This window comes from Sorangium sp. So ce385 (genome assembly GCF_051474135.1).
GTDB lineage: Bacteria > Myxococcota_A > Polyangia > Polyangiales > Polyangiaceae > Sorangium > Sorangium cellulosum_D.
The window spans coordinates 11,987,938-12,009,906 of the sequence record NZ_CP150337.1 but is presented as its reverse complement, the minus strand read 5'-3'; the positions used below and the strand labels follow the sequence as shown (position 1 = coordinate 12,009,906).

Annotated in this window: 17 protein-coding genes and 1 other RNA gene; 4 read left to right on the top strand and 14 right to left on the bottom strand. The window is 73.0% G+C overall.

Translation table 11 applies throughout. The annotated features are described in order from the left end of the window. Positions 1–148: 148 nt before the first annotated feature. Positions 149–766: a hypothetical protein gene (locus WME83_RS43940; RefSeq protein WP_437315674.1), complete on the bottom strand. Its 618-nt coding sequence runs from the start codon at positions 764–766 to the stop codon at positions 149–151. A 69-nt stretch (positions 767–835) separates the two neighbouring features. After that, positions 836–2,431, bottom strand: a complete 1,596-nt coding sequence (locus WME83_RS43935) for an AMP-binding protein (protein WP_437315673.1) — start codon at positions 2,429–2,431, stop codon at positions 836–838. Positions 2,432–2,508: 77 nt separating this feature from the next. On the opposite strand from WME83_RS43935, the gene WME83_RS43930 reads away from it, so the two are divergent. Beyond that, on the top strand, positions 2,509–3,288 hold the full coding sequence (locus WME83_RS43930; protein ID WP_437315672.1) for a biopolymer transporter ExbD: 780 nt from the start codon (positions 2,509–2,511) through the stop codon (positions 3,286–3,288). A gap of 401 nt (positions 3,289–3,689) precedes the next feature. Continuing rightward, positions 3,690–5,057, top strand: coding sequence for a hypothetical protein (locus WME83_RS43925; RefSeq protein WP_437315671.1), 1,368 nt, complete (start codon positions 3,690–3,692; stop codon positions 5,055–5,057). Positions 5,058–5,147: 90 nt separating this feature from the next. Here WME83_RS43925 and WME83_RS43920 read toward each other — a convergent pair whose 3' ends face one another. The 10 genes from WME83_RS43920 to WME83_RS43875 form a co-directional block, all read right to left on the bottom strand. Continuing rightward, positions 5,148–5,717: a DUF2085 domain-containing protein gene (locus WME83_RS43920; protein ID WP_437315670.1), complete on the bottom strand. Its 570-nt coding sequence runs from the start codon at positions 5,715–5,717 to the stop codon at positions 5,148–5,150. A 1-nt stretch (position 5,718) separates the two neighbouring features. Continuing rightward, positions 5,719–6,777 carry a uracil-DNA glycosylase gene (locus WME83_RS43915; protein WP_437315669.1) on the bottom strand — a complete coding sequence of 353 codons (1,059 nt, stop codon included), beginning with the start codon at positions 6,775–6,777 and terminating at the stop codon, positions 5,719–5,721. 10 nt (positions 6,778–6,787) lie between these two features. Next, a complete protein-coding gene (trxB, locus tag WME83_RS43910; RefSeq protein ID WP_437315668.1) occupies positions 6,788–7,747 on the bottom strand; it encodes a thioredoxin-disulfide reductase in 960 nt (319 codons plus the stop codon). 133 nt (positions 7,748–7,880) lie between these two features. After that, entirely contained in the window at positions 7,881–9,443 is a 1,563-nt protein-coding gene (locus WME83_RS43905; protein WP_437315667.1) for an OmpP1/FadL family transporter, read from the bottom strand. 34 nt (positions 9,444–9,477) lie between these two features. Further along, complete coding sequence (locus WME83_RS43900) at positions 9,478–11,241, bottom strand: MXAN_5187 family protein (RefSeq protein WP_437315666.1); 1,764 nt, start codon at positions 11,239–11,241, stop codon at positions 9,478–9,480. 3 nt (positions 11,242–11,244) lie between these two features. Further along, on the bottom strand, positions 11,245–11,931 hold the full coding sequence (locus WME83_RS43895) for a hypothetical protein (protein ID WP_437315665.1): 687 nt from the start codon (positions 11,929–11,931) through the stop codon (positions 11,245–11,247). Between the two features lie 584 nt (positions 11,932–12,515). After that, positions 12,516–12,708: non-coding RNA, 6S RNA (gene ssrS, locus WME83_RS43890), on the bottom strand. 264 nt (positions 12,709–12,972) lie between these two features. Continuing rightward, positions 12,973–13,830 carry an inositol monophosphatase family protein gene (locus tag WME83_RS43885; protein WP_437315664.1) on the bottom strand — a complete coding sequence of 286 codons (858 nt, stop codon included), beginning with the start codon at positions 13,828–13,830 and terminating at the stop codon, positions 12,973–12,975. Then, positions 13,827–15,314 carry a UDP-N-acetylmuramate--L-alanine ligase gene (locus WME83_RS43880; protein ID WP_437315663.1) on the bottom strand — a complete coding sequence of 496 codons (1,488 nt, stop codon included), beginning with the start codon at positions 15,312–15,314 and terminating at the stop codon, positions 13,827–13,829. The genes WME83_RS43885 and WME83_RS43880 overlap by 4 nt, the downstream gene beginning before the upstream one ends. A 407-nt stretch (positions 15,315–15,721) precedes the next feature. Then, complete coding sequence (locus tag WME83_RS43875) at positions 15,722–16,363, bottom strand: ComEA family DNA-binding protein (protein ID WP_437315662.1); 642 nt, start codon at positions 16,361–16,363, stop codon at positions 15,722–15,724. Positions 16,364–16,747: 384 nt separating this feature from the next. On the opposite strand from WME83_RS43875, the gene WME83_RS43870 reads away from it, so the two are divergent. Together WME83_RS43870 and WME83_RS43865 are read left to right on the top strand one after the other, a co-directional pair. After that, the gene (locus WME83_RS43870; protein WP_437315661.1) at positions 16,748–17,848 is read left to right on the top strand and encodes a DUF362 domain-containing protein; all 1,101 of its coding nucleotides are present in this window, start codon (positions 16,748–16,750) and stop codon (positions 17,846–17,848) included. A 67-nt stretch (positions 17,849–17,915) separates the two neighbouring features. After that, positions 17,916–18,668 (top strand): hypothetical protein, encoded by a 753-nt coding sequence (locus WME83_RS43865; protein WP_437315660.1) that lies wholly within the window; start codon positions 17,916–17,918, stop codon positions 18,666–18,668. Between the two features lie 51 nt (positions 18,669–18,719). Here WME83_RS43865 and WME83_RS43860 read toward each other — a convergent pair whose 3' ends face one another. Beyond that, on the bottom strand, positions 18,720–19,967 hold the full coding sequence (locus tag WME83_RS43860; RefSeq protein WP_437315659.1) for a serine/threonine-protein kinase: 1,248 nt from the start codon (positions 19,965–19,967) through the stop codon (positions 18,720–18,722). Positions 19,968–20,189: 222 nt separating this feature from the next. Further along, a complete protein-coding gene (locus WME83_RS43855) occupies positions 20,190–21,917 on the bottom strand; it encodes an acyl-CoA dehydrogenase family protein (RefSeq protein WP_437315658.1) in 1,728 nt (575 codons plus the stop codon). Between the last annotated feature and the right edge of the window lie 52 nt (positions 21,918–21,969).

The window sequence follows — 21,969 nt, the reverse complement described above, 5'->3', positions numbered from 1 at the left end:
GCGCGGCAACCTCGCAGAACTCGCCGAAACGGGCCAAGTTTCGGCGATCGGGCGGCGATCGGGTGGTAATGGGGCGGCGAGCGGGCAGCGATCGGGCGGCGATCGATGCGCGGAGGCGGCCGGGGCCCCCCCGCCGCGGGGCGCGGCCTCAGCCGGACTCGCGCGCGGTCTCGGCCATGAGCGCGAGCAGGGCGCAGGCGATGGCGAACCGGGCGTCGATCCTCCCCTGGTTCATCGACAGGTCGAGCGTGAACTCCTTGACGAAGAACCGGAACACCTGGGTCACCTTCGCGACCTCCTGCTGGTGCAGCTCGATGTGCCACTTGCCGACGAGGAGCGGGAACATGCGGCGGAGCAGCGCGGCGCCGTCCTCCTGCATCAGCCCGACCGGCTGATCCGTGGGATCGAGGATGTCCCAGGTGTCGCGGACGATCGATTTGAGGCCGCGCGAGCGGATGGTCCCGACCCGCTCGCCGGTGCGCGCGTCGAGGACGTCCAGGCACCGGTTCAGGGCGACGACCTGCCGCGACCGGATGGTGAGCAGCGGCTGCGACTCCGACTCGTCGGCGAAGAGGGTGAACTCCTGGCGCAGCTTGAGCAGCGGGTGCTTGACGAAGCACACGAGGGTGCCGTCGGGCGCATAGACGTGGAACTTGCGGCCGAGCAGCGACCAGAAGGGCCGCTTGATGGTGTAGGTGGGGTGCGCGAACGGCTGAACCGCGAGGCCGCCGTACGCGGCCGGGCCGAAGGAGGGGGCAGTCTGCATCGGCCGAGTAGGCCGGAGCGGAGCAGCTCGGTCAAGCGCGTCCGCCGCGCGCTCGGGCGGCTCTCTCCGTCATCCCGCGCTCGGGTCCTTCCCTGCGGAGCCGCTCGCCGCGATCGCCTTCACGAGCTCCGGCTTGACGACCTTGCCCATCGCGTTGCGCGGCAGGCTCGGCACGACGATCGACGCGCGCGGGACCTTGTAGGGCGCGAGCCGCTCCTTCGCCCAGGCGCGGAGCGGCCCGGTCGCGCACTCCGCCTCTCGGCCCGGCGCGGCGACGACGACCGCGACGACGCGCTCGCCCCACGCCTCGTCCGGGACGCCGATCACCGCGACCTCGGCGATCGCGCCGTGCTCCCGCAGCGCCTCCTCGATCTCGAGGGCCGACAGCTTGTACCCGCCGCTCTTGAGGATATCGACCGAGGTCCGCCCGAGGAGCCGGAAGCACCCGTCGCTGGAGCGCTCCGCCACGTCGCCCGTGCGGAACCAGCCGTCCTGGAAGGCCGCGGCGGTGGCGTCCTCGCGCCCGAGGTAGCCCTTGAAGACGCTCGGCCCGCGGATCCAGAGCTCGCCCCGCGCGACCGCGGCGCCGCCGGGCCGCGCCGGCGCCTCGCCTGGGGCGTCGCCCGGCGCCCATTCCGACGCGTTGCCCGCGTCGTCGGTGATGCGGGCCTCGACGGTCGGCAGCGGGAAGCCGACCCAGCCCGCCCGCCGGCCGCCCGGATCGAGCGGGTTGCTCAGCCCGACGCCGATCTCGGTCATCCCGAAGCGCTCGAGCGGGATCGCGCCGGTGAGGTCGCGCCAGCGCTCGGCCAGCGTCACCGGCAGCGCCGCGGAGCCGCTCGTCGCGAGCCTTAGGGCCCGCGCCCCCGCGGCGAAGCCGGGTGCGCCGCCGCGGTCGATCTGCTCGAACAGCCGCTGGTACATGGTGGGCACCGCCATGAACGCCGTGACGGAGCCGCGCGCGATCTCGGCGGCGACGCGCTGGGCGTCGAAGCGCGGCAGCATCCGCGTCGCGCTGCCCGCGAGCAGCGACGTCGTGAGCGCGATGACGACGCCGTGGAGGTGGTGCAGCGGCAGCGCGTGCAGCAGCGCGTCGTGCTCGGTGAAGCCCCAGGCCGCGCGCAGGAGCTCCGCCTGCACGGCCAGGTTGCGGTGCGTGAGGAGCGCCCCCTTCGGCTTGCCGGTCGTGCCGCTCGTGTAGAGCAGGAGCGCCGCATCGTCCGCGGCGATGTCGGAGAGCGCCCCCTCCGGCCCCGGGGCGGCGCGCTCGAGGTCCTCCACGCGGAGCACCGAGCGGCCCTGCGCGATCGGGGCGGCCACCCCGGCGAGCTCGTCTCCGACGATGATCCGCCGCACGCCGGCGTCGCTCGCGAGCCATGCGAGCTCTGCCGGCGGATACAGGGCCGACAGCGGCAGCGCGATCCCGCCGGCGAGGAGGACGCCGAGGAAGGCCGAGACCCACGCCGCGCCGGGCGGCACGAGGAGCAGGATCCGCTCCCCTTCGAGGGAGCTCGGGCTCGCGTGCGCGGCGCCCCGCCCGCCGTCGGCGAGCAGCGCGCCGCGGACGCGGAGGGCTCGCTCGGTGAGCGCCGCGAAGGTGGTCTGCCCCCGGTCGTCCTCGACGGCGATTCGAGCGGACGATCCGAGCTGAGCGAGCCGTTCCACGAGCGGGGAAGCCATCGCGCGAACTCTCGCACAGCGAAGGTGCGCGGAGCCAGGCCGGTTGGTTACACTGCCGCGCCATGCGAGCTTCCTGCTTCCGTTCCGGCGTCTTGCCCCGCCTCGCGGCCGTCGCCGGTCTGACCCTGGCCGCCGCGGCGTGCGAGAGCGCGCCCAAGCCGCCCGAGCCCGGCCCCGCCGCCACGGCGGCTCCGGTCGCCGAGGCGCCCGCCGAGCCGCCGAAGCCGAAGGGCATGCCCGAGCTGCTCGTCGACTCGATGGGCCCCTACATCGGCGGCCAGCGCGTGGACCTCTCGCAGAAGGACGGGGCCGAGAAGCTCTCGAAGGTGATCCGCGCGCTGCCGATCGAGGGCAAGCCGGTCACGCTGCTCGCCGAGAAGAAGGCGAAGCCGAGCGCGGTGGCCGCGGTGGTGACGGAGCTCGGCGCGGCCGGCGCGCCGAACGTGGTCATCAAGACCGACGGCCGCGACGACCTCCCGAAGGAGATCACGGTGGTCCCGGAGGGGCGCGTGTCGAAGCCCCCCGCGTGCGCCGTCAGCGCGATGGTGCTGAAGGACCTCGCGACCGCGATCTGGCCGTTCGGCGGCGGCATGGGCAAGCGCCAGCGCAAGGGGCTCGCCGGCCCGGATCTGTCGCACACCGGCGAGCAGCTCACGAAGGACATCGCCGCGTGCAGCGCGTCGGTGGCCTTCTTCTCGGCGGACGACGAGGTGCCGTGGGAGATGGCGCACAACCTGGCGGGCACCATCCTCGGCTCCGACGCGAAGAAGAAGCTCGCGACGCTCGTCCTGCTCCGCGCTGCCCCGGTCGCGGGGCGGCCGGTGCAGCTCGGTGGAGGCTGACGTGCGCTGCGCCGGGGGCCCCGTCGTCCTGGATCGCCGCCCCCTCAGGGGCGCGTCCGCCGAGAGGGGCGTCCCGCGCGCCCGGCGCGTGTCGTTGCGAACAAGCTGTCGATTTCTCGTCGGACGAGACTCCGTGTGCTCTTGTCGAGCGCGGGGGTTGCCGGATGGGGCCACGCGGCACGATCCGGCACACGGGGTGTCGCTGCGAGCGCACGGAAACGGCGGGCGGGCGCTCGCCGTTGGGGCCGGCCTGGATCATGAATAGGGCGAGTCGCAGATCCCCTGCGCCATCGGGGGCGTGACGATCACGGGAGGATGGTTCGGACATGTCGAAGCGACTTCTTGCATCGGCCCGCGCGAACAGGGGCCGCAGCCTCCGTCCTCGGGCCTCTCAGCCCCGCATGTCGGCGGCGCCTGAGGGGCCGGATCTCGCGACGCAGGACTCGACGCCGCCGCCGGCGAGCGACCAGGACGTCGCCGTCGCCGGGGCGACCGCGGACCTCTCCGCTGCTCCTGAGCGGGCGAGCGACGCCGGCGCGGTCGCTGCGCCCCCGGCCGTGGAGGCGCCCGCCGCTCCGTCGGCGGCGCAGGAGGCCGCTGCTCCGCTGGTCGCGCAGGCGCCCGCCGCGCGAGCGGTCGTGGAGGCGCCTGCTGCTCCGCTGGTCGCGGAGGCGCCCGCCGCGCGAGCGGCCGTGGAGGCGCCCGCCGTGCGCGCGGCGGTGGAGGAGCACGCTGCTTCGCGGGTCTCCGAAGCGCCGGTCGCGTCGAGCAGCGCGGGCGACGCGGCGCCTCGCAAGGTGCAGGATTCCGAGCCGCCGACGGCGCAGCAGCGAGCCGGCGCCTCGGAGCCACCGGCAGCCCCCGCGTCGTCGTCCGAGGAGCCGGCGCCGGACTCGGACGCGCTCGATCTGATCGATCCTTCCTCGCCGACGGCGGCGTTCTTCCGGCGCGAGGAGGAGTCGTTCCCGCCGCTCACCGAGGCGGCCAGCGATCCCGACGATCACGCCGACGAGCGCCTCGTGGTGGTGCATCAGCTGTCGCCCGAGACGCTCGCCCGCCGGGCGCGCCTCCGCCGGATCGTCGCGGGGGTCGCGGGGCTCGCCGGGGTGATCTCCGTCGCGGTGGTCGCCAAGTCGGTGGTCGCGAGCAAGCCGTCCGCGCCTGCGCCGATCGCGATGGTGGCGCCGGTATCGAAGCCGGCGCACGTGCAGGCGAAGCTCGTGGCCGCGGCAGGGAATCCTTCCCCTGCACGCGAGACCGCCCCAGCGCCGGCGGGGCCGGCACCCGCCGCCGCGAAAGGGGCGGAGGCCGCTCCGGATCCGCTGAAGGAGGCGGAGAAGGCTGCCGCGGAGAAGGCCGAGGCGGAGCGGGCTGCCGCGGAGAAGGCCGAGGCGGAGAAGGCCGCGGCCGCCGAGGCGGAGAAGGCCGCAGCCGCGGAGGCGGAGAAGGCCGCGGCCGCGGAGGCGGAGAAGGCCGCGGCCGCGGAGGCGGAGAAGGCCGCGGCGCCCGCGGGCAACGCTGAGGACGCGAGCAAGCTGAAGAAGGAAGCGCTGAGCTTCCTCAACCGCGGCAGGTACAAGGACGCGATCGAGGCGTCGCGCGCGGCCATCGCGGCCGATCCGACCGACGCGCTGCCCTATCTCTACCTGGGCTCGGCGCTCCAGGACACGGGCAAGTGGAAGGATGGCGTCGCGGCGTACAGCGAGTGTGTTCGCCATGCGACGAAGGGCCCCGTGCACGAGTGCAGGGCCATGGGAGGTCGCAAGTAACGCACATCCCGAGCGACGAGCGCGCTGCGCGCAGCCCGGGCGACGAGCGCGCTGCGCGCAGCCCGGGCGCCGTTCCGGTGCGAGCTGCGCTCAGCCCGGACGGCGGGCGAGCTGCGCGAGGAACGCTGCGGTCGCGGCGTAGCCGAAGGCCAGGCCCGTGGCGAGGCGGGTGGCATGCCAGGGGGGGCGCAGCCCGAGGTCCTGGGTCGCCACGTCGAGCGCCATCAACGCGCTGAGGGCGATGAGGATCGGGCGCCACGCCGCCATCGCCAGCCGAGGCCGCGCGATCGCGGCGCCCGCCGCGACGCCGGCGAAGATCCCGGCGCAGCGGCTGCAAAGCGGCATCACGACGCCCGCGAGCGCGAGCGACCGCTCCGGCATGCGGTGGCACATCGGCGCGAAGAGGCCATCGAGCGCGGCGCCGAGCCCTCCGAGCGGCAGGGTGCTCCGCGCCAGGAGGATGCACCAGGGCAGGGCGCCGACGAGCGCCAGCGCGCAGCGCACCGCCGAGAGCCGCGGCCACGGCTCGGCCGCGGTCGGCCCACCGGAGGGCCGCGCCGCCGCGTCGTCGAGGCCGGCGGAGGGGGCCTGCGCCGCGGCGTGGGCGCTCGCGGGCGCCTGCGCCGCCGAGGTCTCGCGCCCGGAGGCGCACGCGGTCACGTCAGCCCCGGTCGGGCGCGCTCTTGCCGAGGTGGCGCATCACCTCTTTCAGGTCGCTCCAGACCTCGCGCTTCGCGCTCGGCTGGCGCAGCAGGTAGGCCGGATGGAACGTGGGCATGATCGGGATCGAGCCCTTGTAGAGCTTCCACGTCCCGCGGAGCTTCGTGATCCCCTCGGTCGTGCCGATCAGCCCCTGCACCGCGGTGGCGCCGAGCGCGACGATCACCTTCGGCTTGATCAGCGCGAGCTGGGACGCGAGGTAGGGGCTGCAGGCCGCCATCTCGGCGGGCTCCGGCTTCCGGTTCTTCGGCGGCCGGCACTTCACGATGTTGCAGATGTAGACCCCGTCGCGGTGGTACCCCATCGCCGCGATCATCTTGTCGAGCAGCTGCCCCGCCGGGCCGACGAACGGCTCCCCCTGCTGATCCTCTTCTGCCCCTGGGCCCTCGCCGACGAACACGATCTCGGAGAGCGGGTCGCCGCGCGAGAACACCGTGTGGGTGCGGCCCTCGTGGAGCGGGCACTTCTGGCAGGTGCGGACCTCTTCCGCGATGAGCGAGAGCCGCGCCGCGCGCTCCTCGGGCGTATCCGGCTGCGCTGCCGCGACCGCGCGCGCAGCCGGCTCGGCGCGGGGCGCCGCGGCGGCGCTCGCGGCAGGGCGGGGGGACGGCTCGGGAGCCCGCGGCGGCTGCACCGGCGCCCGCGCCGCCTGCGCCTCGGCGGCGCGCTGCTCGGGGTGCGGCGGGGAGGCGAAGGCGGCGGCGCGCTGCTCCGGAGGCGCCGGGAAGGCGCCGGCGGCGCTGCGTTGCGCTGCCGGCGCGAAGGCCGCGCCGCCGCCCCCGCGCGGCACCGCCGGCGCGGGCGCGTCCAGCCCAGCGAAGCCCCGGTCCGCGCGCCGAGCGGCCGGCGGACCGCCTTCCGAGGACGACGCGCCCAGCGCCTCGTGGAGCGCCGACGGATCGCCCGGCAGCCCGTCCGCGCCGGTCATCGCGTGCCATTCCAGGAACGCCCGGACCGAGGCGGTCAGATCGGCGAGCTCTTCGCGCAGCGCGTCCACCATCGCCGTCCCCTCAGTGGCCGCCCTGCTGCGCGAGCCAGCGCTCCGCGTCGAGCGCGGCCATGCAGCCCGTGCCGGCGGCCGTCACGGCCTGGCGGTAGTTCCAGTCCTGCACGTCGCCCGCGGCGAAGACGCCGGGGATGTTCGTGCGCGTCGAGCCCGGCACCGTCTTCAGGTAGCCGTTCGGGTGCGTCTCGAGCTGCCCCACGAAGAGATCCGTCATCGGCGTGTGGCCGATCGCGACGAACATCGCCGCCGCCGGCACGAGGTGGCTGTCGCCGGTCTTGAGGTTCTTGACGCGGACGCCCGTCACCATGTCGGCCTTCACGTCGAGCACCTCCTCCACGACGTGGCTGTAGAGGATCTTGATCTTCGGGTTCTCGACCACGCGCTGGACCATCGCCTTCGACGCCCGGAACTCGTCGCGGCGGTGCACCAGCGTGACGCTGCTGCAGAGCCCGGACAGGTAGGAGGCCTCCTCCATCGCCGTGTCGCCGCCGCCGACGACCACGACGTCCTGGCCGCGGAAGAGCGCGCCGTCGCAGACCGCGCAGGCGCTGACGCCCTTGTTCTTGAGCTTCTCCTCGCTCTCGAGGCCGAGGTAGTTGGCGCGCGCCCCCGTCGCGATCACCACCGTCTTCGCCAGGTAGAGCGTGTCCTCCACCCACACCTTGAACGGGTGGCCCGTGAGCTCGACCTTGGTCACGTCCGCGGTCACGATCTCGGTGCCCTGATGCGCGGCCTGGTCGCGAAAGCGCTGCATCAGCTCCTGGCCGGTGATCTTCTCGGGGAAGCCGGGGTAGTTCTCCACGTCGGTCGTGAACATGAGCTGGCCCCCCGGGATCAGGCCGCCGGCGCTGAAGCCCTCGATGAGGAGCGGCTTCAGGTTGGCGCGCGCCGCGTAGATGGCGGCGGTGAGCCCGGCAGGACCGGAGCCGATGATGACCAGGTTACGGACGTTCGATTCACTCATGGTGGAGCCATCTTATAGGCGCGACCGCCTTCCGCGTCGACCGCCCCCGCGCTCCGCCGCGCGCCCCGTCGCGCTGGGCCGCGCCGCATTGCGCCGCGCCCCCCGACGCTTCCACGCGCGAGCGGCCGCCCGCTCAGAAGCGCATCGTTCCGCTCAGACCGAACTCGTCCAGGCTGCTCTCGAAGCGGCCGCCGTTCACGCTCTGGATGCTGCGGTAGCCGCTCGGCACGGCGCCGGAGACGGCCTTGATGCGCCCCTTCCCGCCGTTGTCCAGCGGGCCGAAGTACGTGTGCTGAAACGCCGCCGAAACGTCGACCGGGCCGATGCGCGCGGTCACGCCGGCCCCGACGCCGACCCGATAGCCGAGGTGGAAATCGAGGTTCAGATCGGCGTCGTCCTGCCCCTTCTGCTCGAAGAAGCCGCCGGCCCTCAGCGCGAGGAGATTTTGGAGCACGACGAAATCGCCGCCGAGCCGGACTCCCAAGACGTCGCGCCAGCGGTGCGGGACGTCGGCGTTCGGCGGCACCGTGCCCACGACCGTGCCGCGCACCGGGATGCCCTCGCGAAACCGCACCTCGATCGCGTCGACCGCGCTGTTGTTGGCCCAGGTGAAGTCGAGCTCCACGTCGAAGAGATCGTCGATCATCGGGTCGCGGGTGCGCGGCGCGGCGGCGGTGGGCTGCGCGGGCCGCAGGGCGAAGGCGCGGGGCCGGTGGTACCGGAGGCCGAGCTTCGCCTCCATGGGGATCGGCATCCTGAGCTCGCCCGCGCCCCGCTCCTCCGTGACGTTGCACCGGGGCGCCTCGCCCCTGCACGGGTCCTCGTTCTTCACCCCCGCCGGCGTCCAGTAGCGCGACTCGACGGTCAGGTCGGTCTCCGCGCGCACCGCGTCCTGCCACTTGAACCACGCGCCCAGATCGAGGTGCGCGGTCGCCGCCCAGCGCGCGCCGAGGACGAAGCCCGGGACGAAGAGGTCCTCCGCCTTCGCGCGCGTGCGCAGGTCGCCGTGCGCGTTGAAGTCGTCGCCGCCCTCGGCCGAGGTCGCCTCGGCGAAGTTGACGAAGTCGATGACCGCGGCGCCCCAGATGAAGCCGGCGCCGATCGAGACCCCCTCCGTCGGGGTGAAGCCGACCGCGAACGTCGGCATCAGCATCAGGGCGTCGAGCGACGTGAGCAGGTACCGCTGGGGCGACGGCTGCGTCATCGGGCCGAAGCTCGGGTGCGTGTACGGGAGCGACTCGGGCCAGGACCGCGCGCCGACGCCGTGCGGGCCGAGCGCCGCGACGCCGACGGCGAGCGCGTCGCTCACGCGGAAGGTCGCGGCGAGCTGGGGGTTCGGGAACAGGCCGCCCTCGGCGCACACCTCCGGGTCCGGGCCGCCCTCGCTGCCGGGCGCCGGGATCGCCGTCGTCGTGCTCGGCGGGACGGGGCGCCCGTCGGGGCCGAGGCGCGTGAAGCACTGCGCCTGATGGATGAAGTGGACGCCGCCGTGCACGCTGCTCCGCTGCGCGGCGAGCCCCGCCGGGTTGAAGTAGGCCGCGAGCGGATCGTCGGCCCGCGCGACCCACGCCCCGCCGCGGCCGAGCTGGAGCACCCCGATGTCAGGCGAGTCGAGCCCCGACGACGCGCGCGCCGCGCCGGCGGCCACCATCGCAGCGAACGCGGCGCCCGCGGCGCCGGCAGCTCCTCGTCTCATGATCTCCGTCTCCGCGCGGGCGATCCCCGGCGGCTCACTTCACCGGCGACGCCTTGAGCGCCGCCTTGCCGTCCTTCACGTAAACCGTGAAGCGCACCCGCGAGCAGTTGTGGCGCGCCACCAGCGCGTCCTTGTTGCGCTGCAGCGTCCCCTTGAACTTGTCGAAGGTGAGGGCGTTCGTGGGCTCCCCGCACTGCTGCTTGACCGACAGGAACTCCTCGTAGACGGCGTTCCACTCGGCGAGCTCGTCCGGGTCCCCCGCGCCGTCCTGCCGCGCGGCCGGGGCCTCCGGCGCGCTCGTCGCCTCGGCGACGGCGGGCGCCGCGGCGGGCGCGCCCGGCGCCTTGGGCGGCGGCGGCGGCGGCGGGCGCCGCGGCGGCGGGCGCCCGGGGGCGTTCGTCGGGCCGCGCGGGGAGAGCGCGATGTTCGCGTCCGAGACCTCCTCGACCGCCTCGACCGGCTCCTCGGAGTCGCGGGCCGGCGGGGGGTTGCTGAGCGGGTGCGAGCCAGGCCGCCGCGTCGGGCCGCGCGGGCTCACCATGGGCTTCGGGTACGACGGGCGCGAATCGGGGCGCGGCTCGCCGGGGCCGAGCGGCACCGAGAACGCGCTCATCGCCGGCTGCGCCGGGATCGGGCCGAGCACCTGCTCGAGGTCGGCGGCCTTCCTGGGCGCGCCGCCCTTCGCGGCCACCTTCTCGACGCCGTCGTTGATGTCGGCCGCGATCTTCCGGTACGCGCCGCGGAACCGGCTCGGCGCCAGCACGTCGACCTCGCCCTTCGCGAACCGCGCCGCCTCGTTGCGGAAGACGTGGAGCGGCCGCGTGTGCTCCAGGAACGAGAACAGAAGGCCGATCGCGGCCAGGACGAGGGTGCCGGCCAGGAGCAGCAGCGTGGGCACCTGGCTCTTGTCGTCGTTGTTCGCCTTGTCGAGGAAGTTGAGCGGCGAGTCCACCGACGCCGCGAGGCGGCCGACCGCGTAGCCGGCGCCGAGCTCCCACGCCTCGCCGGGCAGCCGCGCGTAGACCACGCCGAGGTGCTTGCCGATGACGCGGACCTCGGAGCGCCCCTTCTCGATGTAGTCCTTGTTGTCGTCGAGCAGCTTCAGATCTTGCGTGATCTGGTCGAGGTTCGCCTTGTCGAACCCCTCGGGCGCGCCGGAGGCGACGCGCGCCCCTTCGGCGTAGAAGCCGACGGCGGCGCCGGTGCGCTTCGTGACCGCGCGGGCGAAGGTGTCGTCGATGATCTTGGCGCCGATCACGGCCCCGACCGGCTCGCCGTTGACGTCCTGCTCGACGGGGCGCGCGACGACGCGCAGGATGCGGCCCTTCCAGACCCACGCGTCGTCGCGGATCCAGCCGTGGAGGGCGTCGGCGACGATCGGGTAGCCGCCGAGCTCCCAGTCCTCGCGGTGCTCGAAGTCCACCGACGCGACGACCCGGCCGGCCGCGTCGACGGCCCACACGTGGTCGAACTTCAGCTCCGGAGGCACCTCGGCGACCGCGCTGCGCAGCGCGGTGCGGGCCTTCTCGCGCAGCTCGGCGCCCGGCTTGGCCTCGGCCGACGACTTGGCGAGCGCCGTCCGCAGGGCCGGGTTCAGCGCGACGCGGATGAGCGCGCTCGATCGTTTTCGGGCGTCGTCGTTGAGGAACCACTCGACGGCGCTGGAGTCGGCGCTGAGCGCCTCGCTCATCGCGCGGTGGCTCGAGCGGTTGTAGAGCTGGGCGGCGACGAAGAGGACGAAGATCGCGGCGCCGAGCGCGAGCGCGAGCACCCCGTACCAGAAGCGCGACAGCAGCATGGCCTACTTTCCTGCCTCCGCGCTCGGTCCACCGGCCTCGCCCACGACGACGGGCTCCTTGAGCAGCTGCTGATCCGGCCCGGGCTTCACGACGGCCTCGACGGTCTTTCCGACCGGCTCGCCGTTGAAGTAGCCCTGGAGCGTGTACGTGCCGGCCTCGATCTCCAGGGCGAAGTTCCCCTGACGATCCGGGTAGGCGCTCGCCACGGCCTTCGGCTCGACGACGATCCACGACCGGATGCTCGGGGCGAGCTGATCGCGGATCTCGTACTTGCCCGGCCCTGGCGGCGTCCAGGCGCGGGTCTTGGCGGCGGCGATCTCGACCGCCGGGAGCGCCTTGTTGCCGACGTCGTAGATCTTGTGCGGGAACGGATCGTGGTTCTCGAACTGGATCTGCTGGCCCGGGGCGACGACGAGGGTCACGGGCGAGGTGCGGCCGCCCGCGATGACGACCGTTCGCGGCGTCTTTTCCGGCTCGCCCTTCTCGCCGAGCGCGACGACGCACAGCTCCTTCGGCACGTAGCCGACGAGCGCGCGGACGTCGGCGCGGACGGTCGGGGAGGGCTCGCGGAACGTGTACCGGTTTGCCTTCGGGTCCTTGGCCTCGTTCCAGACCGGGTTGAGGAGCTTGGGCATGCCCGTGGTCCTGCCCTTGAGCGTCACCGCGGCCAGGGCCGCCCCGGGCGCCATGAGGATCGCGAGCGTCAGGGCCAGGCGCCGTGCGAGGCGCGAGCGGCCGGGGGCGCGGCGCGCGAGGTGGCTTGACGACCCAAACCGCGCTGCGCCGGCGAGCGGGCGCCGCTCGTCGTGCTGCGCTCCTGCAGATCGAGGGGATCTCGTGTCCATCGCAGGCCCGAAGCTACCGGAAGGGGGATGAGAACGGAAACAAAAGCCGGGCCGCGGTCCGCGTGATGGCACCGCGCGCCGCGCGCCCCGCGTCGCGCTCGCCACACACCGGCGCCGCTCGCGCGCTGGCCTGGACCGACGCGCGTCCCGCGCCGCGCGCCGGCCTGGACCGACGCCGGCCCGCGCGGCGCGCGGTGGCCTGGACCGACGCGCGTCCCGCGCTGCGCGCCGGCCTGGACCGACGCCGGCCGCGCGGCGTGCAGCACGGGGCCCCGCACCCCGTGCGCGCCGCGCTGCGCCTGGGCGGGGGCGTGCGTCACCCGGCGACGCCGCGGTGCGGCGACCGCTGGGCACCTGTCGCGGGCACAGCGGGTGTCGCGCGCACAAAAAAACTGCGGGCCGTATGAACGGCCCGCAGAGGAGAGATGTTCCGTACCGCCGAGGACGTGGGCAGAAGGACTTGAACCCCTAGCATAGCTGCTAGGTGGGAGCCTAAGTACCGCTTCAGGCTTCCCGGTGAATGGTTCCGGGCCTAGCTCACCACGGTATCGTTGTTGGCTCCCTGGTTCTCGCTTACTCGGGATTCAATCGTCCAGCGCCTCACGAAGTCGGCAGAGGGAACGACCATAGGATAGTTCCCTGGGCGGCTCCGTCAACCGCTCCTCCGCACGGTTCTCACGTTTTGCGTCGCGTGCGTCCGTCGGTTGCGGTCGTTGGTTGCGGTCGTTGGTTGCGGCCGTTCGTGGTTGCGTCGGTTGCGGCGTTGGTGGTTGCGTCGGCGCGTTCGTCTCGCGCTCACACCGCGCCGCTCGTGCGCGAGCGCCCGACGCCCTACGGATGGCCCTGAGCCGGCTGTCGAGCGACCTGGCGGGCTGGCGAGCGGGGCTAGGTGAAGAGGGCGATGATGGGGTCGTGGACCAGGCCGTTCGACGCCACGATGTTTCCGACGTGGTAGTCCGGTGGACCGCCGTCGAGCGCGGTGATCACGCCGCCCGCGCCGCGCACGATCGCGCTCCCGGCGGCCACGTCCCAGGCGTGGAGCCGGCGCTCCCAGTAGGCGTCGTACGTCCCGTCGGCGACCATGCAGAGATCGATCGCCGCGCTGCCGCAGCGCCGCACGGCCTGCGCTTTACGCTTGACGGTCACGAAGGCGTCGAAGTTGTTGTCCGGAGCCCGGTCGCGCACCGTCGGAAAGCCGGTCGCCACCATCGCGTGCGCCAGCGACGCCGTGGCGCTGACCGCGCAGCGCTCGCCGTTGCGGCGCGCCTCGCCGGCGACCGCCGGCGGCTCCGGCGAGGCGCCGAGCGGCTCTGATTCGCGCGGCCTGAAGCCCGTCCAGCGGAGCCCGAGCATGGGCGCGACCACGGCGCCGGCGACGGGCGTGTCGTCGTCCATCAGGCCGACGGAGACGCACCAGAACGGGTGGCCGTGGACGAAGTTCGTCGTGCCGTCGAGCGGATCGACGTACCAGACGAGCCCGGCGCGCGGCTCCGCGGCGCGCGGGGCGCCCTGCTCCTCGCCGACCACGGCGATGCCCGGCGTGAGCGCGCCGAGCCGCGCGACGAGCAGGTCCTCGCTCGCCCGGTCGAACTGGGTCACGAGATCGTGCGGCCCCTTCTCCTCCACGCGCAGGCCGCGCGGGCCCGCGCGGAACCCGGCCTGCACGAGCGCCGCGGCCTCCTCGGCGACGCGCAGCGCGATCCCGGAGAGCTCGAGCAGCTCCGCTGATCCGCGCCCGCTCATCGCGACCTCGTCGACAGCGCGCCGCGGAGCTTGTCGTAGATGCCGCCGAACGCCCCGTTGGACAGGAGCGCGACCGTGTCGCCCTCCTGCGCGTCGCGCGCGATCGCGGCGACGATCGCGTCCACCGAGGCCGCCGCCTCCGCGCGCTTGCCCGCGTGCGCGAGATCGCGCACCAGCCGGTCGAGATCGAGCCGCTCGGCCGCGGCGATGTCCGGCCGCCCGAGCGGCGCGAGCACCACGCGGTCGGCCGCGTCGAAGGCGCGCGCGTAGGGCTCCTGGTGCAGGGCGCGGCACGCCGTCGCGCTGCGCGGCTCGAACACCGCCCACAGCGCGCCGCTCGGGTGCCTGGACCGGAGCGCGCGCAGCGTCTCGTCCACGGCGGTCGGGTGGTGCGCGAAGTCGTCGTAGACGCGGACCCCGCGCGCCTCGAACAGGAGATCCTGCCGGCGCCGCACGCCCTCGAAGCTGGCGAGCGCCGCGGTCACGGTCGAGAGCGGCACGCCGAAGCCCTGCGCCGCGGCCGCGATCGCCGCGAGGGCGTTGCGCACGTTGTGGTGCCCCGGCATCTTCAGGGCGAAGCGCCCCGCCATCACGCCGCCGGCGTACAGGTCGAACGACTGGCCGTCGGCGCCGGCCTCCGCGGGCGCGGCGAGCCAGTGCGGCGGCTTTCCGTGCGTGTCGTCGCCCTCGAGCGCGAACCACGCGACGTCGGCGCGCGCCGACCGCGACACCACGTCGACGACCCGCGGATCGTGCGCGGCCGCCACGACGAGCCCCGTCTCCGGGATACGCTCGACGAACCCGCGGAACGCCGCCTCGTACGACGCGGCGTCGGGGTAGATGTCGACGTGGTCGTGCTCGATCGACGTGACGATGCCGACCTCGGGCCGGTAGTGCCAGAACTTCGGCGTCTTCTCGAAGAAGGCGGTGTCGTACTCGTCGCCCTCGACGACGAACGGCGTCCGGCGGAGACCGGCGCCTGCGTCGTTGAGGAGCGGCAGGCCGCGCCGGTCGCTCGCCGCGGCGGCGCTCTGGGGCAGCCGGAAGCTCGCCTCGAAGTTCTTCGGGAGGCCGCCGATGAGGAAGCCGGGATCCCTGCCGGCCTCGTGGAGGAGCCACGCGCACATCGAGCTGGTCGTCGTCTTGCCGTGTGTGCCGGCGACGACGAGCGGGGAGCGGCCGACGAGCATGTGGTCCGCGAGCGCGTGCGCCATCGTGGTCACCCGCATGCCGCCGTCGATCGCCGCGCGCGCCTCGGGGTTCGTCGGGCGGCAGACGTTGCCGATCACGACGAGATCCGGCCGCGGATCGAGGTGCGCGGGGTCGAACCCGGTCATGAGCCGGAGGCCCCACCGCTCGAGGGCCGGTCCCATGGGCGGGTAAAAGGAGACGTCGGAGCCCGAGACCTCGTGTCCCGCGGCCTTGAAGAGCCCCGCCAGCGCACCCATGCCGGTGCCCGCGACGGCGACGAAGTGGACGTGCATCGCGGCGCAGTGTGCCCGAGCGCCCTCGGAGGGCAAGGGTCCTCCCGCGCGAGAGCTCGCCGGTCCGCGGCTCCCGCCGTCGCCCGCGTCGCCCGGGCATCCGGCGCGGCGCTTTACGGCTGTCTCGCCTCCTCCGTCGGCCTCGGCGAGTTTCTGTACAGCGGCGCGAGCCGCTGAGCACCGGAGAGCGCCGCCCGGCCGAACATGGGATCTGCGCAGCATGGCGCGCTCGCATGTCCAGAGCCCTGAACGACTCGCGGAGCGCCAACCGGAGCTCCGCGCGATCGATGGCTCGCCGCGCCCACCGGTCGTGGCGACTCCTGCTCTGCGCGACGCGACGGAGGCGCGGCGCCCCGAGACGTCAAACCGTGCCCGGTGATGGGGTATTCCATTCAGCGAGGCTCGATTCAGGGAGGATCGATGAGCACGAGCGGCCTCAGCCGCTTCAGCGACCGCCGGCCGAGCCCCTTTACTCGGAGCAGATCGTCGACCTTCCGGAAGCGCTTGATCTTGGCGCGGAGCGCCAGGATCGCCGCCGCCTTCGCCGGACCGATGCCCGGAAGGCGCATGAGGTCCGCTTCGGTCGCGAGGTTCAACACGACCTTTCCGTCTGCGGTCACGCCGCCGCCCGCCGGGGCGCCCGCCCCGCCATCGCCGGACGGCGGCACCGCCGCATCGCCGGGCGCTGGCGCCGCCGCCGCCGCGACCCCCGCATCGGCGGCAGGCTCGGTCGTGGCCTGGGGCGGCGGGCTTCCTCCGGCGGCGCCGAACGGCGCCGGGTCGCCGGCGGCCATCGCCAGGCCGGCGGACGGGTCTGCCTTCCGGTCCGGGAGCAGGCTCTGCGCGTGCCCGGAGCCCACGAGCGCCAGCGCGAAGAACCCCGCGACGTACGCCACGACCTTGCCGCCCAGCGCGGTCCAGGCCGAGTCCCTCAGCGCTGCCAGCGCCCGCTCCCGCCACGGGCGACGCACCTCGTCATCCTGCCAGGCGTCCTGCCCTGCATCGGCCCGCCCATCGGGCGAGCCCGTCCCTTTCGATGTCGCTTGCATCGTGCTGCGCCTCCTTCTCGTGCAAAGGACGTCACCCGCCGCGCACGCGAGCGGCGTTCGTCTCCTCGGCGGCGCCGCCAAGCGAGCGGCATGCCGGCGCGCGATCCCCTGAGAAACCCGCGCGAATGGCGCGCGACCGGCGCTCGCCGGCCTGGCGCCGCCATGGCGGCGGCGCGCTCGCCGGTCGAGCTCGCTCCCCGCGGAGGCCGCCCAGGGAGCCCGGCCCCGCAGGTGGAGGCCCCGCCGCCACCGTCCGGGAGGCCGGCGCGCCCGGCGGGGCCGGGCGTCGTGTCTCGAGCGCGAAGCTCGGCTACCATCAGCGCTCCGGGCGCCCGGCGACCCGGCGGCATCCACCCCGCCGCAAGGCGCTCACCACGAGGTCTTATGCCCTACGATCCCCGTCGCTTCGTTGATCCCGGCCCCGCGGGGCGCTCGCGCCGAGCCTTCCTCGGCGGCCTCGCCGCCGGCACCGCGGGCGCCGTGCTCCTCGGCCCGCACGCGGCGCTCGCGGACGCGCCGCCGAGCCTCGCGGCCAAGCCGCCCCCCGGCTTCACGCCGCTCTCCATCCCAGGGAAGATCGTGAAGGTCACGAAGTCGAACTCGCTGCAGCCGAACGGCCTCTGGCCCGAGGCGTCCGCGGCGAAGGCGATGCTCGAGCGGGCCATGGCGGAGCTCACCGGGAAGAGCGATCTCGGCGCCGCGTTCGGCCGCTTCGTCCACAAGGACGACCGCGTGGCGATCAAGGCCAACGGGATCGCCGGCCAGAAGGGCGCGACCATGGCCACCAACAAGGAGCTCGTGCTCGAGATCGTGCGCGGGGTCATCGCGGCCGGCGTCCCCGCGGAGAACGTCATGATCTTCGAGCAGTACCCGTCCTTCCTCGCCGGCACCCGCTGCGCCGACCGCACGGCCAAGCCGGCCGCCGAGTTCCCGGCCGGGATCCGCGCCGCGGTGCACGAGAACAAGGACGCGGTGATGCCGAGCATCAACGTATGCGGCATCCCCACCAAGTTCGTCCGCCCCTTCACCGAGGCGACCGCGGTGATCAACGTCTCGCTGATCAAGGATCACTCGATCTGCGGCTACACCGGCTGCCTCAAGAACATCACCCACGGCGCGACGATCAACCCGCACTCCTTCCACGAGCACACCGCGAGCCCGCAGATCGCCGAGCTCTACGCTCAGGACGTGGTGAAGAGCCGCGTCCGCCTGCACATCACGGACGGCTTCAAGCTCATCTACGATCAGGGCCCGCTCGACAAGAACCCGAAGCGGCGCGTCCTGCACGAGTCGGTGTACGCCACGACCGATCCGGTCGCCATGGATGTGATCGGCTGGGGCGTCGTCGAGGGATGGCGCAAGGAGAACGGGCTGCCCACGCTCAAGGAGGCGAGCCGCGAGCCCTCGTACATCCGCATCGCGGGCGAGCTCGGGCTGGGCGTCTTCGACAAGAATAAAATTTCGATGCGCGAGGTCCGATTGTAGCGGCGCCGCGGGATTCGCTCGCGGGGCTGCCGTCGCTGAGAACCGCTTGCCGAGGCTCGTGTTGCCCATGCCCTGCTCCAGGCCGACTGCGCGCTCTTCCACCGATCGGGGGGCCGCGGCGGCGGTCCCTCTCCTCGCGTGCCTCGCGGCCGCCGCCTGCAGCAGCACCCCCCCGTCGAGGCCGCCGGGGTTGCCCCCGACGCCGGCGTCGGTCACCCGCGAGAACCCGGGCGGCGACGCGGCCGACCCCGAGCGGGCCGCGCTCGAGCGGCTGCTGGCCCAGCCCTGGGGGAGCCGGCGGGACCGGTTCAACACCCTCGACGTGCCGCTGGTCGACGGGAAGAGCTGGCGCCGCGTGCGGATCTGGAGCCACCCGACGCGCGCGACGTTCCGGTACGGCGACGAGCACTACGCCGCGCTGTCGGTCCTCTACACGAGCACCTCGGGGCCGAGCGACCCCGACAGCTGCCTCGACGAGTTCTGGGCGAAGCACGCGCCGCTCGCCGACGGCTACGGCGTGCGGCTCGGGGAGGCGCAGATCATCCGGACGACGCAGGAGATCGACGGCGAGGTGCGGCCGCTCGTGTTCAAGGTCCTCGACGGCAGCATCGCGTCGGTGTTCGCCAGCGACGACTACGCCGGAGCCGTCGCCGCCTACGAGTCGTGGCCGGGGACGTGCCTCGTGTCCGTGCTGGCCGTGAAGGCGACCGAGCACCCCGAGCTCGCGCGCCGGGTGCGCGATCGCTGGATCGACGAGGGCGCCCCGAAGCTCCGGTGGATCTCCGGCCTCTCCGACGCGCCGAAGACCGAAGCGCGGTAGGCGCTGCCGGGCGGGCTGCTGCGCGGCCCGCTCGGGGCGGCGCAGCGCCGATCACCGGTCCGCCGACGTCGGGCCCTCTGCGGGCTCCGTCGACCACGACGCGCCCTGGGCCATGCTGTGGCACACGACGGAAGCGGCCGCGAGGAGCAGCGCGATCGCGACCAGCCAGGGGAGCCGAAGCGGCGGCAGGACACGGCTGTCCAGCACGACCTCGCTCTGCCGGTCGTCCTGGGCGGGGCCCTCGGCGTCGCCCGTCGTCGGCGCGCTGCCGAGATCGTTCGCCGGGGTCGCCAGCATGGCGGCCATGGTCGTCTGATCCATGGCGTAGCGCGGCGGGGCCGCGGGCCCGCCCAGCGCGGGCCCGCCCAGCGCGCCCCGCTTCATGATGGCGCTCCGCTCGTACGGCGACGGGCTCGCGGGCAGCGGATCCGACGGCTGCCGGGAGGCCGGCGCGTGCGCAGGGAAGAGCGCGGCGAACGCTTCCATCATCTCCCTGCCCGACTGGAACCGCGCGTCGGGCTCGAACGCGAAGGCCCGGGAGAAGAACGCGTCGACCCCGGTCGGGAGCTCCGGCGCCAGCTCGGACGCCTTCGGGAACGAGGTCTGGCAGATGTGCCGGACGAGCTCGTTGATGTTGGCGCCGGCGAAAGGGCACTGGCCGGTGATCGCGCGGTAGAGGATCACCGCCATGGACCAGAGATCGCTCCGGTAATCGACCTGCCTGGGCGCCATGGTCTGCTCGGGGCTCATGTACCGAGGGGTCCCGAGGACCATGCCCGTCTTGGTGATCCGGTCGCGCGAGCAAGACGACTTCGCGACGCCGAAATCGAGCACCTTGATGAGCTCATCGCCGCCAGAGCACGTGATGAAGATGTTCCCCGGCTTCAGATCCCGGTGGATCACCCCCGCGGCGTGGATCGCGTCGAGGGCCTTGCCGAGCTGCGTGAACAGGACGGTCGCCTGCGCGAGCGGGAGCTTCTGCTCCCGTTCGAGGCGGCGGTTCAAGTCCTCCCCCTCGAGGTACTCCATGACGATGAACGCGCAGCCGCGATCGACGCCGTAATCGTACGTCTCGATGACGTAGGGGCTCCGGACGCGCGCGGAGGCGCGCGCCTCGCGCTCGAAGCGGGCGATCAGCTCGGGCTCGGTGGCCGCGAAGCTCCGGATGAATTTGATGACCACCCGCCGCCGGAGCTTGATGTCGAAGCCCAGCCACAGGTCCCCCATGCCCCCGCCCCCGAGCCGGCGCTCGAGGCGATACTTCTCCATGACGGCCCGACCTTCAGCAGTCTCCTTCATGGCTCCGCACCTGCTACCCAATGCCCTAGCCTGGGACAAGTGATCACCCGATTCCTGTCGAAGGGTCTACGCCAATACTACTCCCGTTGATTGTATCGCAATCCGTCCACGCCGTGCGCTGAAAACTTCCGGAAATCAGCGTGTCATTGGGACTCGCTCGACGCGTCTCGCTCGAGGTGACTCCATGGTACTCGATGTCAGCCGAGGTGCGCGGGTATGCGATCAGAGAATATCGAACGGGTAGGCGCGATCCGCATAGGCTCGCACCGCGATGGCCTTGCGCAGCTCGTCGTCGTTCTTCTGGAAGTCCGAAACATGCTGCCTGAGCCGCTTCTGCGCCATGCCGACGAACACGGTTGTGAGATCGATCTCACGACGCGCACCTTCCTCGCCGCGCCGCTCGATGGCCCGGGTCGTGCGTGAGATGCACGCGGCCATACAGTAGAGGTCGATGGCCATCTCCGCGATCCGGCGCTGCGCATACTGCATCTCGGCGATCTCGCGCCCGTGCTTCCGCAGCATGTCCTCGCTGTGCGTGGCGAGCTCTGCCGTGTAGTCCTCGAAGATGACCGCCTCCCGGCTGAGCAGCGGGTGCGCCTTCGACATCCGCTCGCGCCCGAGCACCGACTTCGCCTTACGGATCGCGAAGTCGCTGAGCAGCCCGAACCCCTTGATGGGCTCTCGCATCGCCTTCGCCACGTCCGAGAGCGCCTTGCCCGGGCCGCTCATCCCGGAGAGCGCCATGAAACAGCGCAGGATCTCGTTCGTCCCCTCGAAGATCATGTTGATCCGCGCGTCGCGCAGGTGCCGCTCGTAGGGGTAGTCCTGCATGTAGCCGATGCCGGCCGCGATCTGGAGCGTCTCGTTGACCACGAACCACAGGGTCTCGCTCCCCATGACCTTGCAGATCGCGCTCTCGATCGAGAAGTCCGGGACCTTGGCGTCGACGAGGCTCGCCGTCAGGTAGGTGATGGACTCGAGCGCGTACGTGTGCGCCAGCATCGTCGCGATCTTGTCCTTGATGAGCCCGAAATCGCCGATGCTCCGGCCGAACGCGCGCCGCTCCTGGACCCGGTCGAGCGCCAGGCGGATCAGCGTGTTGCAGGCGCCCACGCACCCCGCCGAGAGCCCGAGCCGCCCGTTGTTGAGCACCTCGACGGCCACCTTGAAGCCCTTGCCGACCTCGCCGAGCACGTTCTCGCTCGGCACCTTCACGTCGTCGAAGAAGAGCTCCGTCGTCGACGAGCCCCGGATCCCGAGCTTGTGCTCGTTCGGCCCGTTCTTCACGCCCATGCCCCGCTCGACGATGAAGGCCGTGAGCTTCGGCTTCTTCCCCTCCTCGAGCGCCGAGGTCCGGGCGAACACCGTGAAGACGTCGGCGATGCCGCCGTTCGTGATCCAGATCTTCGACCCGTTCAGCGTGTAGTACGAGCCGTCGGCCGACACCTCGGCGCGCGTCCGGATCGCCGCCGCGTCCGAGCCGGCGCCCGGCTCCGTCAGCGCGAAGGCGGCCATCCACTCGCCGGTCGCGAGCTTCGGGAGGTAGCGCTGCTTCTGCTCCTCCGTCCCGAAGAGCTGGATCGCCTTGAAGCCGATCGACTGGTGCGCGCCGAGCGTGACGGCGATCGACGCGTCGAGCCCGCCGACCTCCTGCATGACGCGCGCGTACGCCATGTTGCTCAGGTTGACGCCGCCGTGGTCGGCCGGGATCTGCAGGCCCATCAGGCCGAGCTTCTTCATCTCGGCCAAGAGGCCGGGATCGATCGCGTGCTCTCGATCGATCTTCGCGCTGTCGACGCTCGACCCGAAGAACCTCCGCACGCTGTCGAGGATCATCGACGTCGTCTCCCGGTCCTCGGCGGGCATCTCGGGGTACGGGAAGATGATGTCCTCGGCGATGATGCCGTGGAAGAGGGCCTTCATGAAGCTCTGCTCGATCGTCGGGGGCATCGGACCGTCCTTTCCAGGGGCAGGCCGCCGCGCCTCCGCGCGAACGCGCGGC